Annotated in this window: 10 protein-coding genes; 1 reads left to right on the top strand and 9 read right to left on the bottom strand. The window is 56.6% G+C overall.

Annotation, left to right across the window (positions count from 1 at the left end):
- Positions 1–2 precede the first annotated feature (2 nt).
- The 7 genes from BLV48_RS11550 to BLV48_RS11520 all read right to left on the bottom strand — a co-directional run bounded on the left by BLV48_RS11550 (position 3) and on the right by BLV48_RS11520 (position 13,536).
- The gene (locus BLV48_RS11550) at positions 3–3,743 is read right to left on the bottom strand and encodes a GGDEF and EAL domain-containing protein (protein ID WP_091826943.1); all 3,741 of its coding nucleotides are present in this window, start codon (positions 3,741–3,743) and stop codon (positions 3–5) included.
- A gap of 340 nt (positions 3,744–4,083) precedes the next feature.
- Positions 4,084–5,313, bottom strand: coding sequence for an alanine transaminase (alaC, locus tag BLV48_RS11545; protein ID WP_091827032.1), 1,230 nt, complete (start codon positions 5,311–5,313; stop codon positions 4,084–4,086).
- A 129-nt stretch (positions 5,314–5,442) separates the two neighbouring features.
- Complete coding sequence (gene lhgO / locus BLV48_RS11540; RefSeq protein ID WP_091826942.1) at positions 5,443–6,642, bottom strand: L-2-hydroxyglutarate oxidase; 1,200 nt, start codon at positions 6,640–6,642, stop codon at positions 5,443–5,445.
- Positions 6,635–8,791 carry a TRAP transporter permease gene (locus BLV48_RS11535; RefSeq protein WP_091826941.1) on the bottom strand — a complete coding sequence of 719 codons (2,157 nt, stop codon included), beginning with the start codon at positions 8,789–8,791 and terminating at the stop codon, positions 6,635–6,637. Before BLV48_RS11535 ends, lhgO begins: the two co-directional genes overlap by 8 nt.
- Positions 8,792–8,883: 92 nt before the next feature.
- Positions 8,884–9,912 (bottom strand): TAXI family TRAP transporter solute-binding subunit, encoded by a 1,029-nt coding sequence (locus BLV48_RS11530; RefSeq protein ID WP_091826940.1) that lies wholly within the window; start codon positions 9,910–9,912, stop codon positions 8,884–8,886.
- Between the two features lie 184 nt (positions 9,913–10,096).
- A complete protein-coding gene (locus BLV48_RS11525) occupies positions 10,097–11,464 on the bottom strand; it encodes a sigma-54-dependent transcriptional regulator (protein ID WP_091826939.1) in 1,368 nt (455 codons plus the stop codon).
- Entirely contained in the window at positions 11,464–13,536 is a 2,073-nt protein-coding gene (locus tag BLV48_RS11520) for a sensor histidine kinase (RefSeq protein WP_091826938.1), read from the bottom strand. The genes BLV48_RS11525 and BLV48_RS11520 overlap by 1 nt, the downstream gene beginning before the upstream one ends.
- Before the next feature lie 113 nt (positions 13,537–13,649).
- On the opposite strand from BLV48_RS11520, the gene BLV48_RS11515 reads away from it, so the two are divergent.
- Positions 13,650–14,513 (top strand): prephenate dehydratase, encoded by an 864-nt coding sequence (locus BLV48_RS11515; RefSeq protein ID WP_091827031.1) that lies wholly within the window; start codon positions 13,650–13,652, stop codon positions 14,511–14,513.
- A gap of 8 nt (positions 14,514–14,521) precedes the next feature.
- Here BLV48_RS11515 and BLV48_RS11510 read toward each other — a convergent pair whose 3' ends face one another.
- Positions 14,522–15,529 (bottom strand): asparaginase domain-containing protein, encoded by a 1,008-nt coding sequence (locus BLV48_RS11510; protein ID WP_091826937.1) that lies wholly within the window; start codon positions 15,527–15,529, stop codon positions 14,522–14,524.
- Positions 15,526–16,929, bottom strand: a complete 1,404-nt coding sequence (locus BLV48_RS11505) for an aspartate ammonia-lyase (protein WP_091826936.1) — start codon at positions 16,927–16,929, stop codon at positions 15,526–15,528. The genes BLV48_RS11510 and BLV48_RS11505 overlap by 4 nt, the downstream gene beginning before the upstream one ends.
- Positions 16,930–16,938 lie beyond the last annotated feature (9 nt).

Genomic DNA, 16,938 nt, shown 5'->3' with positions numbered 1-16,938 from the left:
AATCACTGCGCAGATTCAGTTTCAGCTTCAGTTTGCCACTGCTCTGACCACTTCAGCAGCCAGGTCGGCAGTTCATCTTCCGGCATCGGTCTGGCGATGGCATACCCCTGACCCAGCTCACAGCCCAGCTCCAGCAACGCCTGGCAATGGGCCTGAGTTTCGACCCCTTCGGCAATAACAGAACGTCGGAAGGCCTGAGCCAAGCGGATGACACCATCCAGGATTGCCAGGTCATCCGGATCATCAAGCATGTCACGCACAAAACTGCGGTCGATCTTGAGCAGCTCAGCCGGCAAACGCTTAAGGTAGGTCAGCGACGAGTAGCCGGTACCGAAGTCATCCAGAGCAAAGCCCACACCCAGGCGCTGGCAGGCAGTAATGATATCCGATATCTGCACCACGTCATCCAGTGCCGTGGTTTCCAGAATTTCCAGCTCCAGATCTCCGGGCTGAATCGTTGGTCGCTGCTGCAGTTCTTTGTCCAGGCGCTCAACAAAACTGGCATGCTGCAAATGGATGGCGTCAATATTGATACTCACCTGCAATCGCATGCCAGCCTGTTTCCAGCTGACCTGCTGATCCAGAGCCGTACACAACACCCAGTGGCCCAACTCGATTGCCATGGGGTGGTTCTCAATCACGGGAAGGAAGGCTGCCGGTGGCAACAAGCCGCGTTCAGGATGCTGCCAGCGAATCAGTGCTTCACATCCAATTACTTCACCGGTCCGCATGTTGACCTTGGGCTGGTAGAACAACCTGAACTCTTCGCTGTACAGGGCATCCCGTATGCGCTCCAGACTTTCATGCTGATCACGTACTGCGCGATCACGCTCTACATCAAACAGATGGTAACGATTCTTGCCCGCCTGCTTGGCCTGATACATCGCCTGATCCGCCTGACGCTGCAACTGGTCGGCATCCAGCGATTCCTGCTGCGGGTAGAAAACCACGCCAATACTGGCGGAAACGGCCAGCTCAAGCTCATCCAACTGGACCGGCTCGGCGGCAGCCTGCAAAAGCCTCTCGAGTACCGGAGTGCTCGCATCCGGATGCTCAAGGTTCTGCAATACGGCAACAAATTCATCCCCGCCCAGGCGGGCCAGAGTATCCTCATCACGCATCACCCGCTTCATGCGCCGTGCTACCTGTACCAGAAGCTGGTCACCCACCGCATGACTATGAGTGTCATTCACTGCCTTGAACCCATCCAGGTCAATAAACAGCACCGCGATACTGGTGCCATGACGATTGGCCTGTGCCATGGCTTGCTGCAGACGATCCGCCAGCAGCGTACGATTAGGCAAGCCGGTCAGCGGGTCGAAATGGGCAATCTGCTCAAGCTGTTTTTGCTGCAGCTTCAGGGTTGTGATATCGGAGAGCAGCGCCACATACCCCTGCAGACGACCGGCCTCGTCATAAAAAGCATTTACTTTCTGCAGCACGGCATAAAGCTCACCTTCCTTGTGTCGGTTCCAGACCTCACCACTCCAATGGCCATCACGCTGCAAAGCCTGCCACATGCGGGCATGGAAGTGCTTACCCTGAAGGTCAGAGTTAAGGAAGGCGGGGGTACGCCCCAACACCTCGTCGGCATCATAGCCCGTTGTGCGGGTAAAGGCGTTGTTGACGCTGACAATGTTGCCGTCAGGGTTGGTAATCATGATGCCTTCATTGGCATTATCAAATACGCTTGCAGACAAGCGCAGCTGGCTTTCATGAAGCTCTCTGCGCCTCAGGCTCACCAGCAACTCTGCAAACAGTTTCAGCAGGGCTACGGTTTCGCTGCCAAACTTGTCTCGGTGACGCATCGAGGATATACCGATAAACCCAGTGCAGTGGCCCCTGACCATCAACGGCTGACCGATCATGCTTTTGGTACCGTGTGATTTCAGTATTTCGACAATAAAAGGGTCGGGAACCTGTTCCAGGTCCGCTATGACAACCGGCTCGCCTCTTCCATGCAGAGCAATCCAGTTGGGGAATTCACTCATCGGGAGCTGCTGCAGCTTGTGTGCTCCTGGCTTCACACCCTCGGCGCACCACTCAAGCGTCATCGAGGCGATTTTTCGCTCAAAATCATACTCGAACAGATAGCAACGATCGGCATCAAAGAAGCTGCCAATCTCACACAGGGCATCATCAAGAGCGGATTCAATCTGATTCAGTGGCAGGTTGATGAATCGGCTGGAGAACTTCAACACAACCTGACGATAGCGGTCCGCCTGTGCAATCAGCTGCTCCGCCTCATTGCGCTGCATCTCGGCACTGACCCTGTCTACAAAGAGCTGAATCAGGTTGGTTGCAATCTGTGGCTGCAGCAACGGCTTGCGACTCATAACAACCATCAGCCCAACCGCTTGCTGCTGTTTATCAAGCAACGCGCTGCCAATATAGGCTTGTGCATCCATATCCGTGAGCATGTAATCTTCAGGGTATTTCGTCTGAATATCAGAGGCACAAACAAGTTGGTGCTGTTTCAACACATCAGAACAAGGGCTACCGTGCAGGTCATAGCTGAAACGATGGATAATGCCTTCATCAGACCAGCCCGCCAGTACTTGGGCCCGCTCACAGTCTTTTTCAAACCGCGCAACAAAGGCATACTCAAGCCCGAGAGCGTCAACCAGGTGCCGGCAGACCGCTTCATAAAAAGCGTCACCGGCAAGCGGCGCAAAGGTGGTTGCCAATGCTGTCAACGCCTGCTGAGTGAGCTGCTGCTCAGTAATGTCCTGCACTGTCCCCAGCGTCTGCAAGGGTTCACCCTCGGGGGTGTACAGGGTTTCAGCACATACACTGACATGTTTCACGATATCACCCGGCAGTAACAGCCGGTGCTTGATCTCGTAGGTTTTCCTACTTCTAAGCGCCTCACTGTACACAGCCCGGATCCGCTGCCTGTCTTCAGGGTGCAGCCGCGACAGCGCCTTGCGATAGCTGGAATCACTCTCAGAGGGATCAAGGTCCAACAGCCGGTACATCTCATCAGAACAGGTGAAACGCTGATTGATGTGATTCAATTCCCAACTGCCCACCCTGGCAATGCGTTGAGCCTCTCTGAGGCGCTCACTGCTCAGCTCAAGTGCCGCTGTCGTTCTGCGTCGCTCCCGCTCCAACTGACGTCGCCGCTGGATATTCAGAGCCAGGGCGGTAATGACCACCGCCTGTATCAACAGGGCACCCGTCAGCAGCCAGATCTGCAGCTTGCGATTGCGCTTCAGTTCATTTACCTGAGCGTCCACCATCGCTTCCAGGCGCTCCTGGTAGTGCCACAGATCCTGGGCTTCATGCCGGCCCGGGGTAATATCATTGATGATGGAGAACAGCAGGTTCTGCTCGTTGAAACGGTAAGGGCGGGAGTGAACCTCTACGGTTCGAATTTCGCCACTGGCAAGGCGGTGACGGAAAAGAAAATAATTGCGACCCTCGGCCTGCGCCAGAGTCCGTTCTTCTGCCACCTGTTCGGCAGTGAACGTATTGATCTGCTGGATAGTCATCTGCTGCAGCTGTTCAATCGGATAACCATAGAACTCGGCTGCGGCGTCATTGGCTTCAACGATGTTACCTGTGTCAGGGTCAATAAGCAGCATCATGACACCAGACTCACGGAATACCCGTTCAAACTCGGGGCCCTTGGCAACGACGGAGGCAAGCCCTGTCATCACCAGTACCATGGACAGGACCACAGCCATCAACAGGCGGCTCAGTTGACGCAGCGACAGACGATGCTGCCACATATCAATCATGAGCCGTACCAAAACAGCAGGACCCGAACGAGTTTCGTCTGGTGCGAGGAGTGTGTTCAATCCTTGAACATATGTGTAACAAGCACGATCCGTGCCGTATAAATGAGGTTGCGGATATGGTCTTAAACAGCGCCATCTAAAGGCTCGCTCCAACTACTGCCATCCGTTTGGCCATCCAAACTAACCAATTAACGGTCAGACAACAAGCGTTTAAAGCTGTCGCAAGCAAGATACGGGTCAGCCGTTGATAATAATCAGGTATTAGCATCGCTGAATATACCGCGGCTGACTTCGTTCACTGGCTCATAATCCTCAAGAGCCCGAATATGTCACCTTGACGTCAAGGTGTCTCATCCTTACCCGACACCCCATCCTGACGGAACATGGCCTTGATTCCCCTGACGGCCTGTCGAATACGATCCCTGTTTTCAATCAGGGCAAAGCGCACGTAGTCGTCACCGTAGTCACCAAAACCTATGCCCGGCGATACACACACCTTGGCATCGGACAGCAGCTTTTTGGAAAATTCCAGCGATCCCAACTCACGATAGTGATCCGGAATTTTGGCCCAGACATACATGGACGCCTTGGGGTTATCCACCATCCAGCCCGCTTCATGCAGGCCTTTCACCAACACGTTTCGGCGCTGCCGATATTGCTCGGCGATATCGCGCACACATTGCTGATCGCCCTCAAGTGCCGCGATGGCCGCCACTTGCAAGGGAGTGAAGGTGCCATAGTCGTGGTAGCTTTTGATACGTGCCAGCGCATGTACCAACTCTTTGTTACCCACCATGAACCCGATACGCCACCCGGCCATGTTGTAGCTCTTGGAAAGCGTAAAAAACTCAACGGCCACATCTCGCGCACCGGGTACCTGCATGATCGAAGGCGCGGTCCAGCCATCATAGACAATATCGGCATAGGCCAGATCGTGCACCACGATAATGTCATACTGCTTCGCCAGCGCGACAACACGCTCAAAGAAATCCAGCTCAACACATTGTGCGGTGGGGTTGGAGGGAAAGCCCAGAATGATCATTTTGGGTTTCGGGATCGACTCGCGGATGGCCCGCTCAAGCTCGACAAAAAAGTCTACCCCCGGCACCAATGGAACCGAGCGGACCTGAGCCCCGGCAATTACGGCACCATAGATATGAATTGGGTAGCTTGGATTGGGCACCAACACGGTATCGCCGTGATCCAGGGTTGCGAGCATCAAATGAGCCAGACCCTCTTTGGAGCCGATAGTGACAATCGCTTCATCTTCAGGGTCAATATCGACCTGATAACGCGTCTGATACCAGTTGGCTATGGCTCTGCGCAAACGCGGGATACCCCGTGATGTCGAGTAGCCATGGGTATCATCACGCTGGGCAACGGCACAGAGTTTTTCAACAATATGGGGAGGTGTGGCCCCATCAGGGTTCCCCATACTGAAGTCGATGATATCCTCGCCACGTCGACGAGCGGCCATCTTTAATTCAGCCGTGATGTTGAACACATAGGGGGGAAGACGATCAATACGGGAAAAATGGCGTACGGATTGCACGCCGGTCTTGTCAGTCATATAAGCCTCGATAAACGTCAGCGCCCGGAACCGTCCGAGCGACGCCAGCCATGTGTGCATGGCTGTGACACCGAGGTTATCCGCAATCAGCCGCGGACGCCAGTCCCTTCTGCAAAGACTCTGCAGGCTTCACAACTCATTCAATTTAGCGCTTAACTGATCAACGATATGTGCCGCAATGGGAATGGCAGAGGTTGCTGCTGGGGAAGGTGCATTGCACACCACCAGTGCGCGATCGGTTTTCACAAACAGAAAATCATCTACCAGGGAGCCATCCCGTGCCACAGCCTGCGCCCGCACCCCTGCAGGATAGGGCTTGAGATCCGTCAGTTTCAACTGTGGGCAGTACTTGCGCACCAGCTGCAGATAACCGCTGCGGCACAGGCTGTTTTTCATTTCGTTAAGCCCGGGCCCCAGGTTACGAGCCAGCATTTTCAACAGCCCGGGCCAGCTCAGCATACCCGCCAATTCAGACAGGCTGATATCCCGTTTGCGATAACCCTCGCGCTTAAAAGCAAGCACCGCATTAGGCCCAACGGTGACCGTACCATCGATCATACGGGTCAAATGTACACCCAAAAACGGCAACTCGGGATCAGGAATGGGATAGATGAGATGGTTCACAATGCGGTCATGCTCCGGTGGCAACAGAAAGTACTCGCCCCGAAACGGTACGATACGAAAATCGGGCGTTTGTCCCAGCATTTTTACAATACGATCCGACCAGAGCCCCGCGCACGCGATCAGGTGGCCAGCACTGAGCAGTTCGGTTTCAGTTTCAACCTGCAGATCGGCTTCGCGCTCTTCGATCCGTTTCACCTCGGTGTTGAAACGTACCTCTCCACCGGCTTTCTCTACCAGCTCCACCATCTTTTCGCAGATACGGCTATAACTGACAATGCCGGTAGAAGGCACGAATATGGCCCCCACTCCGGTAATGTTGGGTTCACGCGACTTAAGCTGGTCGGCATCGAGCACTTCTATCGGAAGCTGATTTTCGGCACAGCGGCCGATCAATGCCTGCATCCGCTCCAGTTCCTGCGCATTGGTCGCTACCAGCAACTTGCCACACTCATCGAACGGAATGCCGTGTTCACGGCAAAATGCCTTGGTAGCGACATTACCTGCCTTGCAAAAGCGAGCCTTGAGGCTGCCGGGCTTATAGTACACCCCGGCGTGAATCACGCCGGAGTTGTGGCCAGTCTGGTGCTGCGCCGGGCCTGACTCTTTCTCCAGCACCAGTACCCGTTTGCCTGGAAAGCGCTGTTGCAACTCGAGTGCGGTTGCCAGCCCGAGAATTCCGCCACCAATCAGAATAAAGTCATGCATGGTTCGCACTCGCCTCTGTAGCGGCACCGGTAGCCGGTTTTTCCCCATAGCGACGACTGAACAGAAACAAGCCTACAAACGCCACGGCAGCCACCAAGTCATAGGCCAGCTGGCCATGAGGCCAGAGTAGACCGATAGCGCAGACACCGCTGCACAGACGCAACACCAGATTGAGCCGCCCTTCCAGATAGCCTTCCATGAATCCGACAAAGGCATACATGCCGAGAATACCAAAGGCAAAAATGGTCAGTACTTCAACCCAGCTGCCGCCAATAAACGGGGTATAGGCAAACAACAGAGGTACCACATACAGCCCTTTGGAGATTTTCCAGGCGGTGAAACCGGTCGCCATGGGCGGTGTACGGGCAATTGCCGCCGCCGCAAAGGCTGTCAGACAGACCGGAGGGGTCACATTGGAGTCCTGCGACAGCCAAAAAATGATCATATGGGCCGCCAGCAGGATCATGGCCAGCCTTTCGGGTGCCATCGCCTGCTCCAGCAGTTGCCCCTTGAAGTCTGCCGGCACCTGTTCCAGCAGGCCCATCGCCTGCGCCTCGCTCATAGGCGCGGCCAATGCGGAAAGACTGGCAGGGTCCACCAGCATGAAAATGGTACGCGCCGCTTCCGGCAAATTGCCACTGACCATCAGCTGCAACAGTTCCCGCTCGGCCATCAGGCCATACAGTGCCGGCGCCGACAGGGTCGCCAGCACGATGTAAGCGGCCGTGACCGGCAGGCCCATCCCCAATACCAGTGATGCCAGCGCCACCAGCACCAGCGTGATGAGCAGGCTGCCACCGGCCCAGTCGGTCACCATCAATGAGAAGGTATTGCCGATGCCGGTCATGGAGACCACATTCACCACCAGTCCGACCGCAACCAGCAGCATGGCGGTGGTGGCCATGTTTTTTGAGCCCTGCGCCAGCGCATCGACAATCGCTCGCGGTCCCATCTTGCGCGGCGACAGCCAGGACGCCACTACCACGGACAGAATGGAAATACCGGCTGCATAGGTAGGTGTAAAACCTTTTACCAGCAGGGTAACCAGTACCACCAGCGGCAACAGGCAGTGCCAGCCTTCCTTGAACACCTCACCCACCGGGCGTGCATCCATCTCAATCGCATGGGCATGGCTGCGCTTGGCCTCGACCCGCACGTAGAAGCCGACCGACAGGAAATACAGCAACGCCGGCAATGCCGCTATCCCAATGATGGTGACATAGGGGATCTGGGTGTAAGACGCCATGATGAACGCCCCTGCCCCCATCACCGGTGGCATCAACTGACCACCGGTAGAGGCCGCTGCCTCAACACCGGCGGCAAAACGCGGCGGAAAACCGGCCTTCTGCATCAACGGAATGGTGATGACACCGGTGGATACCGTATTGGCAACGGATGAACCGGACACCGAGCCCATCAGGCCCGAGCCAAACACGGCCACCAGACCAGGACCACCTACCATCTTGCCGGCCACGGCGCGTGACAGGTCGATGATGAAGTCACCGGCACCGGATTTCACCAAAAAGGCACCGAACAGAATAAACATGAACACATAGGTCCAGGAGATCATGGCGATGGAACCAAACATCCCCTCGGACGAGAAGAAACTCCGGTACAGCACGGTTTCCAGGTTCAGGCCCGGAAAGTTGAACATGCCCGGTACATACTGCCCCCACCAAAACACATAGGTCAGGGAAAACAAAATCAGACAGGGAATGAACCAGCCGGTCGTCCGGCGTGTCAACTCCAGTGCAATCGCAATGGCGATAATCGATACGATCCAATCCGTGGTGATAAAGTTGACACCACGCGCATAGAGCGCATCTTCAAACAGCATCAGATAAGCAGTTGTCCCCACCGCCGCCAGACCGATCAGCAGGTCCAATCCCAGCATCAGCTTCGAGTCGCCAGCCTTGTGGCTCATCGGCACCATCAATGCACAGATCAATGCAAAACCGGCAAAGTGGATCGCCGCCACCCACAGCTCTGACAGCGTTCCCAAGGTGTTGAAATAGATGTGGGCCAGCGCAAACAGTGCCCCGCCCCAGTAAATGAAGCGCCCACTGAGGGAGTTTGCGTCACGCTTGGTCAGCTCAAGGCTTTTGAGGCGCTCGGCGGTCTGCTGATCATTCAGCTGCGTTGAGGTCATCGACTCGGTCCTCTGTTATTCGGTATTCACCACAACTGCACACCCCGCCCTCTGACGGGGGTGCAATCGACAGACTGGTGAGCAAGCCTGGCTTACTCGGCGATCAGGTGATCCGGGATTGCGAGGCCCGCTTCACGGTAGTAACGCACAGCACCCGGGTGCAGCGGTACCGGCATGCCAGCGATCGCTTTTTCCAGTGCCATCGCCTTGGTAGCGGCATGAATACCGTTGAGGAAGGTCAGGTTTTCATAGATGGTTTTGGTCAGCTGATAAACGTCTTCTTCAGACACGTCCGCATTCACTGCCAGGAAGTTGGGCTGGGCAATGGTGTTGATCTCTTTGGTCTGGCCCGGATAGGTGTTGGCCGGAATGACATAACGGGTCCAGAGGTCATAGCGACCGTTGGCCTGCTTCATCTGCTCGTCGGTGAAATCCAGCGTGGTGATATCACCACCCATGGCGGCATAGGCTCGGGTGATGGCTGAGGTCGGAACGCCCGACGGAATGTTCATGCCGTCAATGGTGCCGTTCTGCATCGCATCAGCCGACGGGCCATAACCCATGTACGCCAGGCTGAAGCTGTCCGGGTCGATACCCAAATTGCCCAGAATGGTACGGCCGGAGCCTTCAGTGCCTGAGTTTTTCGGCCCGATGGAGAACTTCTCACCCTCAAAGCCCTTCAGGTCCATGATGGTGCCGGTTTTCGCATAGGGTGTGCGAACCACGAACTGCTCCACGTTCTGCCACAGCATGGTGACAGAGCGCAGGTACTCCTGCTTGCCGGACTCTTTCAACTCACCCTCACCGTTCCAGGCCCAGGCACCGTAAAGCCCCTGCAGGATCGAGAACTGAACCTGGTCTTCACGCATCAGCTTGATGTTTTCACCGGAGCCGGCAGAGTTGATGGCAGAAACGGACATGCCGATGGTAGGCTCCAGCTTCACCTTCGCCAGTGTCGCGATCGCAACACCAACCGGGTAGAAGGTGCCACCGGTGGATGCAGTTGCCATGATGTAGGAACGTTTTTCTTCAGCCTGTGCCAGACCGGCAGCGCCGCCAACGGTTGCCATGGCCAGGGTCAGACCCATTGCCTTGATCAGGGTGCGTTTGCTCTGATTCATCTTGGTATCCCTTATCGTTATGTCATCAGTCGTTGTTGTTAGTGACCTGAATAACAAAGCAGGAACCGGGCCAACTCACTCGATCCTTACAACCCTTTGTTTTACATATATATTCAGCATGCAACATTGACCTGATGAGCTAAATTTCGCCTATTAAGCCCTCTGAGCATAGGCAAAAAATCGCTTATTGCGCTGTAAAATCACTGCGATTCAGGCCATAACGCTGCATTTTCTGGTTCAGCGTCCGGCGTGGCAGGTCCAGCTCATCCATGACCGCCTTGATATTGCCCTGGTGCCGCTCCAACGCTTCACGAATAAGTTGCGACTCGTATTCAGCCACTCGAACAGCCAACGACAGGGTCTGTCGCCCGGCCAGCGGTGCACTGATCAGCGGCGTTTGCCGTGAAAGCAGTTCGGCCACGCTGGCACGCGGGTCCACGGCGTAGCGGATGGCGATGTTCTTCAGCTCACGCACATTACCAGGCCAGGCGTAGGACTGAAGCGCATCCAGATCATGATCACTAAGCTGGCGCGCTTCACGGTCATGCTCATCAGCGCCGCGGCCGGCATAATGAGCAAACAGCAACGGCACATCCTCGATCCTCTCACGCAGCGGTGGAATATGCAGCTCGGAGACACTGAGACGATAGAACAGGTCTTCACGGAAATTGGGGTCGCCACGCAGGTCCACCTTCGCAGCAGCCACCACACGCAGATCGACCGGAATCAATGTATTGGAACCCAGCCGTTCGATCACATGCTCCTGCAGCGCCCGCAGCAACTTGATCTGCAGGTGCAGCGGCATGCTCTCGATCTCGTCCAGAAACAGGGTACCGCCACTGGCATACTCAAACTTGCCGATACGGCGCTTGGCCGCATGGGTAAACGCACCGGCCTCATGCCCAAACAACTCACTTTCAATCAGGTTTTCGGGAATGGCCCCACAGTTGATTGGCACGAACTGCTTCTTGCCTCGAATGCTGTACTCGTGCAGACACTGCGCCACCAGCTCCTTGCCTGTACCGGTCTCACCGTAGATGATCACATTGGTATCCAGCTCGGCCAACGCCAGCAGCTCTCGCCGCAGGCGCTGAATGGCCGGTGAAATGCCGATCAGACGCGCTTCCAGCACCGAACGACTGGCCAGACTCTGCTGCAGGCGCAGGTTTTCCAGCATCAGCCGTCGCTTTTCACAGGCTCGGCGAATCCGCTCCACCAGGCGCTCGGGCACAAAGGGTTTTTCGATAAAGTCGTAGGCACCTTCGCGCATGGCCGCCGTAGCCATATCCACATCGCCATGTGCCGTGAGCAGAATCACCGGCAGATCCGGTGCACGCTTGAGCGCTTCGGTCATCAACTCAAGGCCATCCATGCCGGGCATGCGCACATCGGTCAACAGAATGCCGGGGCAGAACGGATCTATCCGCTCCAGCGCCTGCTCGGCACGGCTGAAACACTCCACACTGAAACCGGACAGCTCCAGCCACTGGGCAGTTGCTTCACGCACCATCGCCTCATCATCCACCAGCAGTACGCGGCCCTGATCAATCATTATTCGCTCCTTGGTTGGTAAAGCGGCATGCTCAGCCGGAAACAGGCACCTTCAGCCTGATCAACAGGTTCGATACTGCCACCGAGGTCACGCAAAATACTGTGTACGATTGCCAAGCCCAACCCCAGTCCCTGGCCCACCTCCTTGGTGGTGAAGAAGGGCTCAAACAGTTGAGTGCGATGCTCGGGCTCAATGCCGGGGCCGTTGTCTCGCACATCCAGCAGCATCTGTCCGTTCTCTATGGCCTGCACACTGATCCAAAGGTGGTGCTCACCGGGTCGTGTCGACATGGCGTCGCAGCTGTTCTTGATCAGATTAATCATCACTTGCTCATAGCGTGCGGCATCACCGGCAATTTTCATGTCAGGCGGCGGCGGATCAAAATGCAATTGCAGATCCAGCTCCTCGAAGCGACCACGAAACAGCTGCAGCACCTGTTCCATCACCTGCTGCAGCGACACCGGATCGATACGCTCCGGTTTGCGATAGGCAAAGGTTTTCAGCTGCCCGGTAATCAACGCCATGCGGTCGAGCAGCTGCTGTTGCTGGCGCAGGTTACGCACCAGTGCATCAGGATTATCCAGCTGCTTTTCAGCAATGGCGAGATAGGTACGCATGGCGGTCATCGGCTGATTGAGCTCATGTACGACAGAAGCCGACATCCGCCCCAGCGCCGCCAGCTTTCCAGCCTGCACCAGCTCCGCCTGAGCTTCCTGCAATGCCTGGGTGCGTGCAACCACCTTTTGCTCCAGCGACTCGTTGGCTTCTCGCAGCGCCTGCTCCAACCGCTTGCGACGGCTGATATCGATCAGAGTGACCAGATAGCCCAGCTCAGGGTGTCGATCCATCTGCCGAATCGAGATCAGCATGGGAAATTCACTGCCATCCGCACGCTGGCCGACCACTTCCAGCCCGGTCAGCGGCTGAAAGCGTTCGCTGCCCAATGCACCCAGCGCCTGCTGCAGCGGCCGAGCCGAAAAGCCGGCCCGCAGCAGATTCAGCACCGGCTGGTGCCGAATCTGTTCCGCCGAAACGCCAAACAACTGCATCGCCATCGGGTTGACCAGCTCAACCTGGCCCGAAGGCGTAATGTGTATCAAACCAACCTGCGCGGTATTGATGATGTCACGCTGCTGTTCTTCACTGCGTGCCCGCTCCTGCAGTCTCTCCAGTTGGAGCCGACGTTTCTGGCGTGACTCACGCAGGTACAGCAGCAACAGACCCAGCGCCACCCCGCCGGAAAGTACCGAGGCCACCACCAACTGCTCACGTTGCCTGGCCGGACGGATATCGGTCAGCGTACTCACCTGCCAGCCCAGATCATCCAGCTCAACTCGATGCATGATTGCCATGGAGTCTTTATGCGGCACAAGCTGCAGACGGGTACCATCACTCAACAGCCGGGACTCCAGCTGCCCCAGCGGCCACCCCAGATCAGACTTGAATACCAGCTCTCCCGTGGGTGACACCACCAGCAACGGGTGGTCCGTCGTCAGCTGTTCACTCAGCCGGGGTACATCCAGCCGAATCACGGCTACCCCCACCAGCCCGCCATCATAGATCGGCGCTGACATGAAAAAAGTCGCGGTTTCCAGATCTTCTTGATACTGCAGTTCCTGCCCTTGCTCTCCCGCCAGTGCTTGTTGGAAATAGTGCTGCTGCCACTGAGAGCGCAACTGTTGTGAACTTTCATCACGCCAGTTGCTGTATGCCAGCGCCTCGCCTGTAGGGTCAAGCACAAACAGAGCCGTAGAGCCGGCCACCAGGTTGAACTGCTCCAGTACCCGGTTCACCAAAGTACGGTTATGTTCATCCGGCTGGCGCAGAAAGTCTCTGACCTGCAGATTCTGTGCAACTAGAAAGGGCAAATAGTTGTACTGACCAAGACTGCGGCGCAGCTGGCCGATGCTGTTCAGCAACCGATCGGAACCTTCCACATGCAACTGCTGCATGGCCCGATCATAGGCAACCCGACCACCCCACCAGGCCAGCAACAGAAACAGCAGGCTATACAGCAGAATTTTGAGGCCAAGCGACAGGCGAAATTTTGAAGATGTGGCACGTTCGGGCATTGGCAGTCTCTCTTGGGCAGGCGCGGAACCTTAGCAAAGGCAGATATTTTTTTCAGCCGATCAACGCCTGTGCCATAATAGCGGCCCCATTCTATTCAGTCTGTATGGATACCATGACCGCCAACACCATTATCGCCTATCAGGGCCACGAAGGGGCCTATTCCCATCTTGCCTGCCGCCACGTGCACCCGGAGCTGACGCCCCGCGCCTGCGAAAGCTTTGTTGAAGCGATGTTTATGGTCGAGCGCGGCGAAGCGCGACTGGCGATGATTCCGCTGGAGAACTCCACCGCCGGCCGGGTTGAAGAGATCTACCGCCTGATGCCGAAAACGCGCCTGCATGTGATTGGCGAGCACTTTGAGCCGGTCAACCACTGCCTGCTGGCGCTGCCGGGCACCCGCATCGAAGACCTGAAAACGGTCTCGTCGCATCCTCAGGCACTGGCACAGTGTGCCGAAAACATCCGCAGCCTCGGAATTGAGCCGGTTGCCGCGCTGGATACCGCAGGCTCTGCCGATGAGTTGTCACAAAAGCGTACCCTGGGTCATGGCGCCATCGCCTCCAGTCTGGCGGCCGAGCTGTACGGGCTGGAAGTACTGCGAGAAAACTTTCAGGACAAGACCGGCAACACTACCCGCTTCATGATTCTGTCACGCGACCAGATGATGCCGCCGCTGGAGAAGGATGTGCGTTACATCACGTCCCTCATGTTCCGTGTGCGCAACATCCCGGCTGCGCTGTACAAGGCACTGGGCGGCTTTGCCACCAACGGAGTGAACATGGTCAAGCTGGAAAGCTACATGGCCTCTGAAACCATGACCGTGTCCAGCTTTCACCTGGATATTGAAGGTCACCCGCATGAGCAGGCGATGAAGTTCGCGCTACAGGAACTGAACTTCTTCGCAGAAGAGGTGCGCGTGATCGGCACTTATGCAGCCCACCCTTTCCGCTTCAGCCACCTGAGTCTGGAGCTGTAGTCCGGCACTCAACGTTCCGGCGTACACTCTCCCCGCAGGGCACAGCCCAGTGCCTTGCGGATTGCATCCGGTGAAAGCCCAAGCGCAATCAGATGATGCAGCTTGGCGAAGGCCGCTTCCGGGGTCAGATCAAGCCCCGACACCACACCGACCTGATTCAACAGGGCACCCGTTGCATAAGCCCCCTGACTGACCGCTCCCTGCTGGCACTGGGTCACATTCACCACCACCTGCCCGCGCCCTCCTGCATGAGACAGCACCTCCAACAGACCGGTCTCGGTTTCCGGTGGGTTACCAACGCCATAGGTGAGCAATACCATTCCCTTTACCGCTTCAGGCGCCAGCGCTTGTTGCAGCAGCCGCAGCGGCATGCCCGGATATGTCATCAACATGACCACTGCATCAGGATCATACGCGGGTATTTCAAAGCGCACGGGTTGTGGCGGCAGTCGCTCTACACTCAGCTCAATGTCAATGCCGGCCTTACCCAACCAAGAGGCATTCGGCGAATCAAACGCATCCAGGCCGCTGCTTTTTACCTTGCGGCTGCGATTGCCGCGCAGCAAACGACCATTGAAACAGATGCACACCTCAGCAAGATCCGTACGCGACGCCAACAGCAGCGCCGTGACCAGATTATCCAGCGCATCATTTCGAACTTGGCTGAGAGGAATCTGGGAACCGGTCAGAATCACCGGCTTGTCCAGCTGCGACAACATGAATGACAATGCAGACGCGGTGTAGGCCATGGTATCGGTCCCATGCAACACCACAAAACCCGTGTAATCATGCCACTTTTCCTGCAGGGATCTGGCGATCTGTGCCCAGTCGGCCGGCACCACACTGGCACTGTCGATCAATCGGTCAAACTCCAGCAGATCAAACGCCGGCACTGTACGATCCCCCAGCGCCGCCTTCAGCCGGACGTCAAAACCCGGCTCCGGCACATACCCCTTGGCCGAGGCCACCATACCGATGGTGCCACCGGTATAGATCACCAGAATTTTGCTCATCATGGCGCTACCGCAACCGGTGCCAACATGGCATGCGGGCTCAGAATGGCATCCAGTTTCGCCTCAGGCAGCAGCCCTTCGGCCAGCACCAGTTCACGCACGGTAGAGCCTGAATTCAGCGCTGTAGAAGCGATCCGTGTTGCATTGCTGTAGCCGATATACGGCACCAGCGCCGTGACAATTCCGATACTGTTGTCCAGATGTCGGGCACACTGCTCTTCATTGGCACGAATGCCGCGAATACAGCGATTTTCCAGCATGGTACAGGCAGAGGTAAGCATCTTGATGGAGTTCAGCAAGTTGTACACGATGAGTGGTTCCATCGCGTTGAGCTGCAACTGCCCGGCTTCTGCCGCCAGTGTCACCGCCAGGTCCGCGGCAATTACCTGATACGCCGTCTGGTTGACCGCCTCCGGGATCACCGGGTTGACCTTGCCCGGCATAATGGAAGACCCCGGCTGCATCGGCGGCAGCAGAATTTCACCCAGCCCGGTGCGTGGGCCACTGGACAGCAGACGCAGATCGTTGCACATCTTGCCCAGCTTGATGGCGAAGCGCTTGAGAATGCCGGAAAACATGACAAAAGCGCCCATGTCTGAGCTGGCTTCCACCAGATTCGTGGCCGATACCACCGGTTTGCCAGAGATCTGCGCCAATCGCCCCACTGCCAGCGCCTGATACCCCGGCGGTGCATTGATACCGGTCCCGATAGCCGTACCGCCGAGATTGACCTCGCACAACAGCCGCGCCACCTCATGCAGGCGGTCGATATCCTCATCCAGATTGACGGCAAAGGCCTCAAACTCCTGCCCCAGCGTCATCGGCACGGCATCCTGCAGCTGAGTACGTCCCATTTTGACGATATGGGAAAACTCGCGCCCCTTATCTTCCAGCGCCTCGATCAAGCTGCGGATTGCCTGTTCAAGCGGTTCAGACGCAAACTGAATCGCCAGGCAGACCGCTGTCGGATAGGCATCATTGGTGGACTGGGAGCGGTTAACATCATCATTGGGATGCAGATACCGGTACTCCCCACGCCCATGCCCCAGCTTCTCCAGCGCTAGGTTGGCGATTACCTCATTGGCGTTCATGTTGGTGGACGTGCCGGCGCCACCCTGAATCAGGTCGACAACGAACTGATCATGAAGATGACCGGCATCAATCTCGTCACAGGCGGCGATGATGGCATCCGCCTTTTCTGCCGGCAGCACACCCAACTCACGGTTGGCCCAGGCGGCAGCAGACTTGACCTGTACCAGCGCACGTACCAGCGCCGGGAAATGGCTGATGGGCACACCGGTAATGGAAAAGTTATCAAGAGCACGCTGGGTTTGAATGCCGTACCAGGCTTCAGCCGGTACCGCCAGATCACCCAAAAGATCATGTTCAACGCGCATGTTCATCGAATGCAT

This window comes from Marinobacterium iners DSM 11526, assembly GCF_900107855.1.
Lineage (GTDB): Bacteria > Pseudomonadota > Gammaproteobacteria > Pseudomonadales > Balneatricaceae > Marinobacterium > Marinobacterium iners.
This window is presented reverse-complemented; position numbering and strand designations above follow the sequence as displayed.